The organism is Sinobaca sp. H24 (assembly GCF_023845525.1).
The window spans coordinates 17456-31112 of the sequence record NZ_JALBWT010000047.1; the positions used below are offsets into that span (position 1 = coordinate 17456).

Consider the following 13657-nt stretch of genomic DNA (forward strand, 5'->3'; position numbering starts at 1 on the left):
TCTTATCTGCTTTTTAAAAAGTCTGCCATAAATGAAATCGCGGTATTCATTGCCTCTTCTTTAGGCTCCAGCCGCGAATCGTGAAGACCATATGGGGTATCAACGCCCAGCCAGAACATCAGTCCCGGCACTTCACGCAGGAAGTAGCCGAAATCCTCTCCGGTCATTGCTTCTCCGCTTTCTACATAGGTTACTTCTTCATGCTTCTCCGCAAAATGTTGAAAAGAAGCTGCAAGTTCATGATTATTATAGACCTGGCAGTAGTTTGCCCCCCAGTCAATGACCGCTTCACAGTCAAAGGCTGCTTCAATGCCGGCAATGAGCTGCCTTATTCTTGTCTTTACCATTTCCATACTTTCTTCTGAAAGCGTACGTATTGTACCTTCCAGTCTCGCCGTTTCAGCGATAATATTCTGCTTCGTTCCGCCGGTTATTTTTCCGATTGTTACAACAGCAGCGTCAAGAGGATCTACATTTCTTGCTACAACAGATTGAATCTGGGTAACTAAATGACTTGCAGCAACCACCATGTCATTTGCAAGGTGAGGCCTTGCTGCATGTCCTCCTATACCTTTAAGATCTATAAACAGCTCTGAGGTATTAGCAAATAAAAGACCAGGCTTGGAGGAAACCTCTCCTACTTTTCGTTCCGGTGCTACATGAAGAGCATAAATTTCGTCTGGTTTCCATTCCAGAAACGGCTCGGCCTCAAGCATTGGCTCTGCCCCTCCCGGTCCTTCTTCAGCCGGCTGGAATATAAACAGCAGATTTTCTTTAGGCTGAGTCTTTGAGAAGGTATGCACAAGACCCAGCGCAATAGACATATGAAGGTCATGTCCGCAGGCATGCATCATTCCCGGATGAAGAGAAGGAAACGAATAGGATGTGTTTTCCTCTATAGGAAGCCCATCCATATCTGTGCGGTACGCCACTGTTTTAACAGGTTTTGATCCATGGATAAATAAGAATATACCAGTGTGCCATGTTTTCCACTCCATAAAGTCTGTTTTCCATGAGTCTATTTTTTCAAGCAGATACTTCTGCGTTTTCCATTCTTTAAACCCTGGTTCGGGAATTTGATGAAGCTCCCGCCGGAAAGTTGTTACGTTCACACAGATGCCTCCTGACGTCTGGATATTAATTCTTCTTTGAATGCCTGGATAAAGCTGTCCGCTTCTTCATTTTGCAGCGTAAGGGGCGGCAGCAGCCTAATAATCGTCTGTTGTGCAATATTGACCATATAACCTCGGTGCAGTAACGATTCCTGAATGCTTTTCACTTTATCTGCATCTGCATCCAGCTTTACGCCAAGCATCATTCCCATTCCTCTGATTTCTTGTATATCAGTTTTCAGTTCCAGCTGCAGCGCTTCGAGCCGCTGCCGGAAATAGACAGCCTGCTTTCTGCCCTCTTTTAACCCGTTCTGTTCAAACAGCACATCCATCACAGCATTTCCAAGAGCTGCACTCAGCGGGGAAGGACCAAAGGTAGTACCGTGATCCCCGGGCGCGAATTTATCTTTAAGCTTTTCACCTGCAATAACGCCCCCTAACGGCAGGCCTCCTCCGATGCCTTTGGCAAATAAGATCATATCGGGGACTACATCTGACTGCTGGTACGCAAAAAACGTTCCGGTGCGCCCAATTCCTGTTTGAATTTCGTCGATACAAAATAGAACATTGTATTTTTGCAGAGCGCTTCTGCTCCCTGCAGATAAGCTTTCGAAAGCGGCGTAATGCCTCCGGATCCGAGAATGGGCTCCGCCATAAAGGCTGCCGGTTTTTCTTTAATCAATACGGACTCGAGCTGATCGAGGTCTTCCGGTGTCGTTTCAAAGACGGGATAGTCCGCTGCCGGAAAGTCCTGATAAATACCGGGCTGTCTTGTTAATTTCACGACACCCAGCGTTCGGCCGTGAAAACTTTTTTCCAATACGACGATTCCATTTTTCTCTTCACTCTGCTCTTTTTTCCATTTATGCACGAGCTTCACCGCTGCTTCCGTCGCTTCCGCCCCTGAATTCGCAAAGAAGACTTTACCGGGAATGGAGTGCTCGAGCATTCGTTCGGCCAGTTCAATTGCCGGTTGATTTAAAAATATGTTGGAAATATGAAGAAACTTCTGGGACTGCTCTGCTAGTTTCTTTAAAAGATACGGATGCGAGTGTCCGAGCAGATTGACAGCGAGTCCTGTAAATAAATCCAAATAGGCTTTACCTTCCGTATCGAATAAATAGTTTCCTTCCCCTTTATCCACCGCTATCGGAAGTCTTTGATATGTAGACATGATAGCTTTTTGATCTCGTTCCATCCAGTTCATGTGCTCTATCCTTTCTGTCTTCTGTGATCTTTTCATTATAATATAAAAAGGCCGTCCGGCTAAACACTTTTCACCGGACGGCCTGGAAATGGATGTTTATTTAGTTATCGTCGTTTAAGCGGCGAAGCTCCTGCTTAATTTCGGTTTTACCTTTTGTTTTCTCATCAATTTCTTTTATGACACGGGCCGGTGTGCCGGCAACTACCGTGTTTGGGGGAACATCTTCTGTTACGATGGCTCCTGCAGCTACTACAGAACCTTCTCCTACCGTTACTCCTTCAAGAATAACGCAGTTAGCGCCGACAACAACGCCGTCTTGTACGATAACAGGCTGGGCGGATGGCGGCTCAATAACGCCGGCTAGTACAGAGCCTGCACCGATGTGGCAGTTCTTACCTACCGTTGCGCGGCCTCCCATAACAACATTCATATCAATCATTGTGCCTTCCCCAACAACAGAACCGATATTAATGGAAGCACCCATCATAATTACGGCACCTTTGCCGATTTCTACCTGATCGCGGATAATCGCGCCCGGCTCAATACGTGCTTCAATTGCTTTTGTATCTAACAGAGGAATAGCGGAATTGCGGCGATCGCTCTCCACTACGTAATCTGTAATTTTATCCTGGTTATCTTTAATTCCTTTTTCAATATCGCTCCACTCTCCGAATAGGACTCCTGTGTTCCCTTCGATAAAGCGTTTTGTTTCGTTTCCAAAACCGATAGAATCCAAGTCTCCCTGGAATAGACTTTCACCGGTGTTGATTTTTTACTTTCGGAAATAAAAGCGATAATTTCGTTTGCATTCATTTGTTTCATTGACGTATCCTCCTTAGAATCTTAACAATCTCCTACATAGAGTATCATATCAAGCCTTTGAAGGAAACCATTGCGTATGGAAAGGATTTTTTTGATCATTATCGAATACTGTACAGAGATGACTAAAAAAGGAAGTGATAAGATGGGATTTACAGCTGACATTTGTGATGATTATTCAGAGCTTGTGACCGTAGCCGATCCATTATTTAAACTGCATGGACTAAAAAACACACTTTTCCGGGCCTGTGGCCACGGTTCGTGTATTTGAAGACAACGTGCTTGTAAAAAAAGCACTTGAGGAACTTCCTGAAGGCTCTGTTCTTGTCGTAGACGGCGGCGGATCTTCCCGTTGTGCGCTGATGGGCGATAATTTAGCAGAAATTGCCTTTGAGCGAAAGCTTGCAGGCGTTATTATTCACGGGTGCATCCGTGATTCAGATGAAATAGCGCAAATGGACGTCGCAGTTTTCGCTATTGGAACCAACCCGGTAAAATCGGTGAAAAATGGAAAAGGGGATGCAAATATCCCGGTGGAATTTGCCTCTGTTACCTGGCAGCCCGGCCAATGGGTCTATGCTGATAACGACGGGATTCTTTTATCCGCGCATGAACTGGATATTTAAAAACGGCACATGAAAAGCCGGCTTCCTATAGTAGGAGGCCGGCTTTTTCATTGGAGCATCACGACTTTGTTTTCTGGAACTGTGCTGTTTCCGTTGAGCCTTTAAGAGCCGTTGTGGAAGACGTTCCACCAGTGATAACCTGCGCTACTTCATCAAAGTAGCCGGTACCCACTTCACGCTGATGCCGCGTCGCTGTGTATCCTTTAGCTTCACTGGCAAACTCTGCCTGCTGCAGTTCGGAATAGGCTCCCATTCCACGTGTTTTATAGCCTTTAGCCAATTCAAACATGCTGTGGTTCAATGCATGGAAACCGGCAAGCGTAACAAATTGGAACTTGTATCCCATTTTCGCAATTTCCTGCTGAAACGTTTCAATCGTCTCCTCATCCAGGTTAGCCTTCCAGTTAAATGAAGGCGAGCAGTTGTACGCAAGCATCTTGCCGGGAACTTTTCATGAATAGCATCCGCAAATTTCTGAGCTTCTTCCAGATTCGGCTTGGATGTTTCGCACCAGATTAAATCAGCAAATGGTGCATAAGCCAGACCTCTTGCAATCGCCTGATCAATCCCTGGTTTTGTACGGTAGAACCCTTCAGCCGTGCGTTCTCCTGTAATAAACTCCTGATCATACGGATCGATATCGCTTGTAATAAGATCGGCTGCATCCGCATCTGTTCTGGCCAGGATGATCGTTTTTGTACCGCTTACATCTGCTGCAAGGCGTGCAGATATTAGGTTTCGTACAGCATTCTGTGTTGGCAGCAGTACTTTTCCACCCAAGTGTCCGCATTTCTTTTCAGATGCCAGCTGGTCTTCAAAGTGAACGCCGGACGCACCGGATTCAATCATACTTTTCATCAATTCGAACACGTTAAGCTGTCCGCCAAATCCTGCTTCAGCGTCGGCTACAATTGGAGCAAAGAAATCTGTATCTCCTTCTTGTTCCATATGCTGAATCTGATCGGCACGCTGCAAAGCCTGATTAATACGCTGTACAACGCTCGGAACGCTGTTAGCCGGATACAGGCTCTGGTCTGGATACATCTGCCCGGCCAGGTTGGCATCCGCTGCTACCTGCCAGCCGCTTAAATAAATTGCCTTCAAACCTGCTTTTACCTGTTGTACAGCCTGATTTCCCGTTAACGCTCCTAAAGAGTTTACATACGGTTCCTCGTGCAGCAGCTTCCACAGCTTTTCGGACCCGCGTTTGGCTAATGTGTGCTCGATTTCAATAGATCCTCTTAATTTGATTACATCTTCTGCACTGTAAGGTCTTTCAATCCCTTCCCACCTGCTGTCTTCTTTCCACTGCTGTTCAAGCTTCTTTGCATCTTCCTGAATAGATCCCATTATTATCTCTCCCTCATGTTTCTGTTTTATAACAGTTAATTTAATATGACTTTATATTATAACAGTAAATTCTTTTTTGCAACCCCTTTCATTGATTTTCCTTAAAAAATATCAATACAGTTTCATTTATTAACATCTGTTACATAACAAAAGCCGGACCCATAGTGGATCCGGCTTTATTTTATGAATTTGCTGCATAGGCAGGGACTGTTTTCTCCTGCTCTGCTTTATCAATTTTTCGAAGGGAGAGCGTACAGCTGAGCGTAACAACGAGCACGGCAGCTGCACCTGTAACAACGCCCGTCCAGCCAAAGGCAGGCCACAGCCAGCCAAAATATACGCTGCTCAGCCCGCCTCCTAAATAATAACTCGTTAAATACAATCCGGAGGCGCTTGCCTTCGCTTCGGACGCGTGCCTCGTAACCCATGAACTGGAACTGGAGTGTACGAAGAAAAAGCCGAAGCTTAACGTCAGCAGTGCTAATAGTATGACAGGAAAAGACGGTATAATTGTTAATGCAATACCTGCTGCCATCAAGACTATTCCAATCAACATACAGCTTGTCTGGTTCCACACCTGCGCCATTTTCCCTGCGAGCGTCGAGCTGAAGGTCCCCGCTCCATAGGTTAGAAACAGAAGACCAAGCACCGTAGCAGAAACAAAGAACGGTTCGCCATTTAATAGATACGTAATAAAGTTAAATACCCCTATAAATACAAAAAAATGCAGACCGCCGATCACGTAGGCCAGTGCCATCTTTTTATCTTTTAAGTGCATCCAGTTGTTCTGCAGCGTTTCTTTTAGATGAAATGGTTTGGCTCTAAACTGCGTGGAGTCGGGAAGCATAAACCAGACAAAAAGAAAAATAGCAACGCTAATCCCTGCCATTGCCATAAAGGCCACATGCCAGTCCGCGGCATCTGCAATGATGCCGCTCGCTACACGCCCGCTCATTCCCCCGAGACTGTTCGCACTAATATATATTCCCACCGCTACTGTCATTGCTTGTTTGGAGTACTCTTCACTAAGGTATGCCATAGCCGCTACCGGAACTCCGGCTAAAGCCGCTGCCTGAAATACCCGTGCAGCCATCAGCCAGCCAAAACTCGGCGCAAGGCTGATAAGAATCGTTCCGGCAATGCCAAGCACCATGGAAATAAATAAGATATTCCGTCTTCCGAATGCATCAGATAAAGCACTATATACAAAGAAAGTAATCCCAAGCACAATAAGCGGAATGGAAATAATCAAGCTGGAAGCAACTTCTGAAACTTGAAATTCTTCACTCAGCATAGGTAGAAGCGGCTGAGGATAATAGAGGTTGGCAAATATTAAAAATGAGGCGGCTCCAAGTGCCATCGTGGCTTTCCAGAATGATGCTGTTTTTGCTTCAATCATGGTATATATCCTTCTTTCCTGGACAATTCGTCTTCTGATTGTATGCTATCATGTGCTTATCAATAAATAAAATATATAATAAATATAATAATTATGCTTTTTTGTTATGGAAGGAGAGTGTCATGGAAAGCAGAGCATTAGAATACTTTCGGGAAGTAGCCTCCAGAGGCAGCTTTACAAAGGCCGCTGCCGCACTTCGTATTGCCCAGCCCGCTGTCAGTCGTGCAGTCCGTCAGCTTGAAGAAGAGCTTGGCGTTACCCTTCTTATCCGCGATAAACGGCAGATCCGACTGACGAAAGCCGGAGAAAAGTTATATGAACATGCTGTTGAAATGCACCGCCTGCTCGTAAAAGCAAAAAACGATGTGGTTAATATGCAGGATCTTACTCAGGGTGAAGTAGAGATCGGCCTGCCATCCATGGCTGGTTCTTATTATTTCCCTGATCAGATTATGCGTTTTTTAGAAGCTTACCCAGGATTGACCGTCTCGATCTATGAAGCTGGCACTTCTGTTATAGAAGAAGCCGTGATCAGTGGAGAAATTGAACTCGGTACGATCGTAACAGAAGAAGGCCGTAAATCTTCGAGCCTTTTAAGCATCCATCCTTTTCTTACAGTACAGATGGTAGCTGTGGTTCCACTTGACCATCCCTTTGCTTCCAGAACTTCCGTATCTCATGAAGAGTTGGCAGAAGAGCCGCTCATTTTATTTAAAGAAGGATATTATCAACGGAAAGTAGTCGATCAAATAAGTGAAAAAGCAGGCAGCCCCGTTCATCTTGCTTTTGAGACCAATCAGATTTCTATGGCCAAATCGCTGACGCAGCGGGGTCTTGGTATTACTATTTTTTTGGAAATGGTTATACAGGATGATGAAAAATTAGCCGGCATTCCTCTCGATCCGCCTATATCCCTGACGCTTGCTCTGGCCCACCGTCGAAAGAATCATTGTCTGCCGCCAACAAAGCTTTTCTACAGTTTCTGCTTGGCTGAACCACATATAAAAATCCCCCGGCTTTAGACAACCGGGGGATACTATTACCTATTAGAATGCTGTTCTGCGCGCTTTGTTTTTTCTGCAATTTCCTGCTTGATAGAGTCAGGCCATGCTTCTGCAGAAGCATTCTCAATATAAACGGATTCAGAAGGAAAGGCGATTTCCACTCCTTCTTCTTCGAGAATCTGCATTACTTCAAAATTAATGTCTTCTTTTGCTTCAAACCAATCGACCCAGCCTGTTGCTTTTGTAAAGAAGTACACAAAAATATCAAGGGAAAAAGAGTTAAATTCACTGAAGCGGACAATGATAAGTTCGTTATCAATCTTGTCATTTTCCTGAAGCGTTTCTTCAATACGTGCTACCACCCGCTGAACATCTTCTCTCGGAGTTCCATATTTCACGCCTACATTAAACGTGATCTGGCGTTTGCCCATCTCCGACCAGTTAGTAATAGCTTCATGGGCAAGTGTTTTGTTCGGAACAATGACGAGAGAGTCTTCAAAGGTGCGGATTTTCGTGCTGCGGAAATTAATATCTTCTACAAATCCTTCCACCGTAGCAGAAGCAATCCAGTCCCCTTTTTTAAATGGGCGCTCGGTTACGATAATGATACCGCCAAGAAAATTACTGAGCGTTTCCTGGGCTGCTAGAGCAAATGCCAGGCCGCCCAGACCAAGACCAGCGATAAGTCCATTGATATCATAGTTCCATTCGTGAGCGATAATAGTAAGCGTAAGAGCCAATATGACAAAACGTACAATGCGGGAGAGAAATGGCAGAAGCATACTGTCTTCCCCATCGTCCATTTTACTGGATAGCTTATAGAACATCGAAGAAGAGGCTGCCGTGAAATTAAAAAGCCCCCAGCCCACCACTATAATAATAGCTGTGCGGTAAAATCGGTTAACGATTCCCATATATTCGCCTTGTATCGGCAGGGAGAGCAGCGCTAAATATAAACCGAGTATGACAAAGAAAAACCGGAGCGGCTTTTCAAATGCAATGATGACATTGGTAAACACATCGGTTGGCGTTTTTTTAGCTACACGAATCAGGAGCCTGAAAATGTAGGTCGTTAAATATCGTCTTAAAAAGAATATGAGAAAAAATATTAATATAGCGAATCCTATATCAATCCAGGGCAGGTTTATGAAAAACTCCTGCGTTCTCATCCAAAAATCTATCATAGGTTCCCTCCGGATGTTTTTTACTGTTGAACAAATCACATCTTATCACATCCGTCGATGTTTCTCTAGTATTCCTATGAACGATCTGAAGAGCTTATACGTCTCTTGAATATACCTGCCTTCCCTCTATGAAAGTCTGTTCCACCAGACTTTTTACATCAAATGGGTGATGGCTCCAAATGACAAAATCTGCATCTTTCGTTTTTTCAAGGGATCCTTTTGTTTCTTCCATTCCCAGGTGCCGTGCAGCAAAGGCCGTAATCGAAGATAAAGCTTTCGCCTCACTGAGTCCTTCTTTGTGCGCCATCATAGCCGAGGTAAGCAGATGGTCAATACCGACTACCGGATGGTCCGTTGTAATACAGTAATCGACCCCATGTTCATCCAGAGCGGAGAGCGTCTTCCAGCTTTTGTTTGATAACTCCGCTTTGGATTTTGTAGACATCGTAGGGCCAACCGAGGCAGTAACCTGATGGCGGGCAAGAAAATCAGCAATCAAATGGCCTTCTGTACAGTGTTCAATCGTGTAGCGCAGATCAAATTCTTCAGCCAGCCTGACGACCGTAGCAATATCATCAGCCCGGTGCGCATGGGCGCGGAGCGGAATACGATTTTCCAGCAGGGAAACGAGCTGTTCCATGCCCAGGTCTCTTGGTGCTTTCGGATCTTTTTTGCATTTATCCCTGTAATTCTGTGCTTTTATCATAGCTTCCCTGAATAGAGCTGCATTTCCCATACGCGTTACCGGACCGGAAGACTTATTGGAATGAATTCGCTTAGGATTTTCCCCAAACGCTGCTTTCATTCCCGAGGGAGACTGCAGCACCATTTCATCCACGACGCTGCCGCTTGTTTTCACAATGACCATTTCTCCTCCGATGACGTTAGCGCTGCCGGGGAGAATCTGCACAGTGGTTACTCCCGACCGCCGCGCCAGCTCAAACCCTTCTTCCAATGGATGAATACCATCAAGAGCACGGACAGCTGGTGTAACGGCCTGACTTGTCTCATTAAAGTCCGCACCCTGCGGCCCGATACCTTCCTCATGAACCCCAAGATGTGTATGGACATCAATCAAACCCGGCGTTATGTATTTCCCTTTCACGTTCACCTGTTCATAGCCCTCTGGTATATGACCTCCATCTGTTACTGCTTCAATGTGGGCATCTTTAATAAGAAGTACGGCATTGTCCTGAAAAATGCCGTTTTGATTCATAATCCCGGCCCCTATGTATGCTTTTTTCATAAAAAATAAGCCTCCTAAGTATTTCGCTTTGCTAAATATTATAGCATATTTGTCTTTTGTATTGACAAACCCTCCCAGTACAAGGTAAATTAATAAAGGTTCATCTATCCAGCTGCTCCGTTAGCTCAGCTGGGAGAGCGCCACCTTGACAGGGTGGAGGTCACTGGTTCGAGCCCAGTACGGGGCACCATAACACAAACGCTACAAGCCTTCGTATAGAGGGCTTTTTCTTATGTATTCATTTAATCCATAAATAGATAAAATGCAGGGTGGAGATCATTTGCAAACATTTTGCAAACATGAATATTTCCACTCTGTTTTTTATTTTGACTCTTATTACTATAGTTATGTTTAAAAGAACACTTGTTCGTGTATAATACCTCTTAAAAGGAGGTGGTCGCATGGCAGAAAATAAGTTAACTCCCGGATCCAATATGCGCTGGGAATCCATGCGGATGATATTACCTGAACATAAGGATGCCTGGGAGAAACGGAGAGCCACTTTTGTACATGAGCCAAAGCCAATATTGGATGAACACAAATGGGATGAGTTAGAGTTGTTGCTGCATGAAGCGCTCGAGCATAGAATCTTTTTAGAGTTTACTTATTGGGAGGAAGGTCGCTTTATTAAGTTCACTGGGGAATGTGTGTACATCAATATGATGGATAAGCAGTTTCATGTGAAGAATGAAGAGGATATTTGTTATATTAAGTTTGATACACTTAAAGACATCAAAGCTATTTAGGAGGATGTCTTATCAACAAAATAATCATTACATCAATTATTAGTCTAGGAATCGTAGCGCTTATATTTACCACCGTTCCAGCAGGTAGTAACACAGCCTTAGCAATTACTTCTATTTCAACATTTCTTGGAGCGCTGGCCGGTGCCGGATTGGCCGGATATGCTACTTTAAGAGTAAGTAGGGCTGATTATAAGAAAAGAATTGAATTAAAAGAATACGAAGCAAATTCATTAATGCTTAGAAAACTACTTTATTATGTAGATCATATGAGGAGTTTTACTTCGAAGAAAGAATTTAAAGAAGGAACGGATGTTAGTTATAATTTCTCTATAATGATAGATCAATTAAAAAGACAAGAGGAGAAATTAAAAGAACATGATTTGGAAGTGAAAGCTTTATTTTAGCAATGAAGCTTCTCATGTTGACAGAGATATATTCGATCTACTCATAGATACTAATGAGGTAATAAACGATTTTCTAACCACTATAGCTTATCTTGTAAATTCACTATCTGAAGAAAATAAAGACTTCACTACTATTAATGATTTTATGATTAATAACTATAATAAAGAAATAAAATCCAGTCAGTCTCTTTTTAATAATTTAATGGAAATTAACACTAATTTAAAAAAGCCTATGTGAATTTAATTTCTATGTATGGAGGGCGCTATGCCCTCTTTTTTATTTCAAATGATTTGCTTTAAGTGCCTGCTCCTGCTTCTTTCCTTTACTACCCAGATAGTTGTTCTTCCACATCGCATACGTGACAACCGCTGCAGAAACAAGATCCACTGTTGCATCTACGGTTTCCTGTCCGATCTCAAAGCCTAATAGCTGGCTGCTCACTAATTGCAGCATACCTAGTAAGGCCGCTGTAAACCGGATGATCGATGCTGTATCCATATCCTTCATATTAACCCACCACCCTTACATATTTAGAGGAAGCCGTAATATAAAAGGTTTGCCCGTTGCTATTCTTTACCTCATACTGCTCACCCTTACCTACTTTATGCTTGGCTACAATTGTAGGGAAGCCATATCCTTTTGTTACGCTTCCGGCTGGGTTACTCCATGTTTTTGAGCGGTAAAAGTTAAGTCTTCCATCGTAGGTTGACCGTACACCTTTTCCAACGTATGAAGGTTTAGTAGCTGCTTGATCCAGTGCTCTCATTGTTTGTGGCCCTGGCACTCCATAATGATTACCGTTCGGATTAGAAATACCGTTCTTGCTCTGGAAAGACTGAACTGCTTGAAGTGTCTCAGAACCGAAGTGGCCGTCTACTCCGAAACGTGGTAACTTCTCTCCAGCTTGCAATAGCTTGTTTTGAAGATCAGTCACAGCCTGACCGGTATGATCCATCCATGAATTACTAGAAGTTGAAGGTGCTGGTTTGCTAGCAGAAGCATTTGGCTTACGAGTGATGCCACTGCGAGTTGCTATAACACCTAATACATGAGCCCGTGCTGCTCTTTCGACAAATGTATTCTGTTTGAATATCTTTGAATCTCCAGGAGAGTCGATGAACAATACCTCTGTAAGACAGGAAAGCATATGCTTGTAGGTGCCCGACAATACAGCAAAGCCAGCGTCTTTATTCCCGCGGTTCGGCGTATTACCCAGCTTACGTAGTTCCTGCAGCATATGGCTCTGCAGGTTCTGTTGAAGCGAACGAGAAGCGCTTGAACTACGGTGCTTGAATGTTTCTATTCCACCAGTACGGCCATTGAATGCATTCATGTGTACAGAGATAAATACATCTGCTCCCCAGGAACGCGCTATTCTGGAACGTTCTCCTAACGAAATGAAACGGTCATCACTGCGAGTTAGTCTTACTGTAATTCCGTTGTATTCTGTATCAAAGATTTGTTTAATGCGCCGGCAAATCTGCAGCACAAAATCCTTCTCTCGGTAGCCGTGACCTGTTGCACCTGGATCATGTCCGCCGTGCCCCGCATCTAATAGTAGCTTTGTCATTATTCTTCCCCCTCTTCTGTCTCTGCAGCTTGATCTTCTTCTATTTCTTTTTCGCTTGCTTCTATCATATCCATATGGTCTTTATACGCTTCCGGATCACCGCAATTATCTGCACCTTGGCAGGTAGGCTCACCTACACCGGCACCATTACAGATATTATCCATGTCTACCTCGATCTCTTTACAACAAATTGCACATTCTGTTTTCGCCATTACCTTTCACTCCTTTTTTCATAATAAAAAGCCTTCCGATGGAGAGGCTTCAGCTGTGTTTCTTCTATATAATTAAGATTCGTCTTCATCGGTGCCTAACACATGCTTTTTATCCCAGCGCACTAAGTCCGTATCCCTGACAAAGGACCATGAGATAAAACAAAAGATCGCAATGCTTAACGTGATTCCTGACATTAGATTGGGAAACTCGAATGTGTTGATAAAGAATAAACAAGCAAAGAACACGCCGCTTATGCCTAATCCTACATAGCGGAATATCGGAATGTTACCCAGTAAGCCTATGGCCTGGCAAAAGAGCGCCAAGAAGCATAATAGCCCCCAGCCTCCTTGTGGCATGATACCGTTCATTAATTGATAAAAGTCGGATCGCGGTGTGAAGATATCGAAGGATACCAGAACAATCGCTTCTAATCCAACCACTAGCAGTATGAACGTTTCAAATAATGGAATATTTCTCACATGCAGCTTCCTCCTTTCTAAAAGATACCCAGCGCCCAGGTACCAATGCGACCGAATACAGCCAGTGCAGCTGCTACGACTACGGCTACAATGATCTTATTTAAGATCCCTTTCCACCAGTTCTCCCGGTCTATCCAGCGGGCTACTTCGGTTTCGATTGCTTTGAGCCGGATCATCAGACCGATTTCCGGATCCTCCAGCAACTTCTCTAGTTTTCCTATCTTTAAACCCTGTCGCTTCTGTCGTTGCTCCAACTGATACTGCCGCACCTCCGGCGGCCAGTTGCGTTTGTCATTG

Annotated in this window: 14 protein-coding genes, 1 tRNA gene and 3 pseudogenes; 6 read left to right on the forward strand and 12 right to left on the reverse strand. The window is 44.1% G+C overall.

Features of this window, described 5'->3' with window-relative positions:
• Positions 1-2: 2 nt before the first annotated feature.
• The 3 genes and pseudogenes from MMY81_RS30095 to dapD form a co-directional block, all read right to left on the reverse strand.
• A complete protein-coding gene (locus MMY81_RS30095; RefSeq protein WP_374563157.1) occupies positions 3-1112 on the reverse strand; it encodes an N-acetyldiaminopimelate deacetylase in 1110 nt (369 codons plus the stop codon).
• Positions 1109-2319 (reverse strand): annotated as a pseudogene (locus tag MMY81_RS30100) (aspartate aminotransferase family protein). The gene MMY81_RS30095 and the pseudogene MMY81_RS30100 overlap by 4 nt, the downstream one beginning before the upstream one ends.
• Before the next feature lie 100 nt (positions 2320-2419).
• A pseudogene (dapD, locus tag MMY81_RS30105) lies at positions 2420-3141 on the reverse strand (2,3,4,5-tetrahydropyridine-2,6-dicarboxylate N-acetyltransferase).
• Positions 3142-3217: 76 nt separating this feature from the next.
• On the opposite strand from dapD, the gene MMY81_RS34710 reads away from it, so the two are divergent.
• Together MMY81_RS34710 and rraA are read left to right on the forward strand one after the other, a co-directional pair.
• The gene (locus MMY81_RS34710; RefSeq protein ID WP_308215528.1) at positions 3218-3409 is read left to right on the forward strand and encodes a hypothetical protein; all 192 of its coding nucleotides are present in this window, start codon (positions 3218-3220) and stop codon (positions 3407-3409) included.
• Positions 3410-3416: 7 nt separating this feature from the next.
• Positions 3417-3764, forward strand: coding sequence for a ribonuclease E activity regulator RraA (rraA, locus tag MMY81_RS30110; protein ID WP_308215529.1), 348 nt, complete (start codon positions 3417-3419; stop codon positions 3762-3764).
• Between the two features lie 58 nt (positions 3765-3822).
• Here the strand turns inward: rraA and aceA are convergent.
• A pseudogene (aceA, locus tag MMY81_RS30115) lies at positions 3823-5114 on the reverse strand (isocitrate lyase).
• 181 nt (positions 5115-5295) lie between these two features.
• A complete protein-coding gene (locus tag MMY81_RS30120; RefSeq protein WP_252315717.1) occupies positions 5296-6513 on the reverse strand; it encodes an MFS transporter in 1218 nt (405 codons plus the stop codon).
• Positions 6514-6635: 122 nt separating this feature from the next.
• Between MMY81_RS30120 and MMY81_RS30125 the strand changes: the two genes are divergently transcribed.
• On the forward strand, positions 6636-7535 hold the full coding sequence (locus MMY81_RS30125; protein WP_252315718.1) for a LysR family transcriptional regulator: 900 nt from the start codon (positions 6636-6638) through the stop codon (positions 7533-7535).
• Between the two features lie 17 nt (positions 7536-7552).
• Here the strand turns inward: MMY81_RS30125 and MMY81_RS30130 are convergent, their stop codons facing one another.
• Both MMY81_RS30130 and MMY81_RS30135 read right to left on the reverse strand, forming a co-directional pair.
• Entirely contained in the window at positions 7553-8701 is a 1149-nt protein-coding gene (locus MMY81_RS30130; RefSeq protein ID WP_252315719.1) for a mechanosensitive ion channel family protein, read from the reverse strand.
• A 94-nt stretch (positions 8702-8795) separates the two neighbouring features.
• The gene (locus tag MMY81_RS30135; RefSeq protein WP_252315720.1) at positions 8796-9947 is read right to left on the reverse strand and encodes an amidohydrolase; all 1152 of its coding nucleotides are present in this window, start codon (positions 9945-9947) and stop codon (positions 8796-8798) included.
• 114 nt (positions 9948-10061) lie between these two features.
• Here MMY81_RS30135 and MMY81_RS30140 point away from each other — a divergent pair.
• From MMY81_RS30140 to MMY81_RS30150, 3 genes are all read left to right on the forward strand, one after another.
• Positions 10062-10137: transfer RNA gene (locus MMY81_RS30140), tRNA-Val, on the forward strand.
• A 211-nt stretch (positions 10138-10348) separates the two neighbouring features.
• Positions 10349-10693, forward strand: coding sequence for a YolD-like family protein (locus MMY81_RS30145; protein ID WP_252315721.1), 345 nt, complete (start codon positions 10349-10351; stop codon positions 10691-10693).
• A 149-nt stretch (positions 10694-10842) separates the two neighbouring features.
• A complete protein-coding gene (locus tag MMY81_RS30150; protein WP_252315722.1) occupies positions 10843-11097 on the forward strand; it encodes a hypothetical protein in 255 nt (84 codons plus the stop codon).
• A 277-nt stretch (positions 11098-11374) separates the two neighbouring features.
• Here the strand turns inward: MMY81_RS30150 and MMY81_RS30155 are convergent, their stop codons facing one another.
• The 5 genes from MMY81_RS30155 to MMY81_RS30180 form a co-directional block, all read right to left on the reverse strand.
• Positions 11375-11605 carry a phage holin gene (locus MMY81_RS30155; RefSeq protein ID WP_252315723.1) on the reverse strand — a complete coding sequence of 77 codons (231 nt, stop codon included), beginning with the start codon at positions 11603-11605 and terminating at the stop codon, positions 11375-11377.
• A gap of 1 nt (position 11606) precedes the next feature.
• Positions 11607-12668: an N-acetylmuramoyl-L-alanine amidase gene (locus tag MMY81_RS30165; RefSeq protein WP_274622850.1), complete on the reverse strand. Its 1062-nt coding sequence runs from the start codon at positions 12666-12668 to the stop codon at positions 11607-11609.
• Positions 12668-12880, reverse strand: a complete 213-nt coding sequence (locus MMY81_RS30170; protein ID WP_252315724.1) for a hypothetical protein — start codon at positions 12878-12880, stop codon at positions 12668-12670. Before MMY81_RS30170 ends, MMY81_RS30165 begins: the two co-directional genes overlap by 1 nt.
• Positions 12881-12952: 72 nt before the next feature.
• The gene (locus MMY81_RS30175) at positions 12953-13360 is read right to left on the reverse strand and encodes a hypothetical protein (RefSeq protein ID WP_252315725.1); all 408 of its coding nucleotides are present in this window, start codon (positions 13358-13360) and stop codon (positions 12953-12955) included.
• A gap of 17 nt (positions 13361-13377) precedes the next feature.
• Positions 13378-13657: hypothetical protein (locus MMY81_RS30180; RefSeq protein ID WP_252315726.1), on the reverse strand; the 280-nt coding region annotated here is incomplete at its 5' end.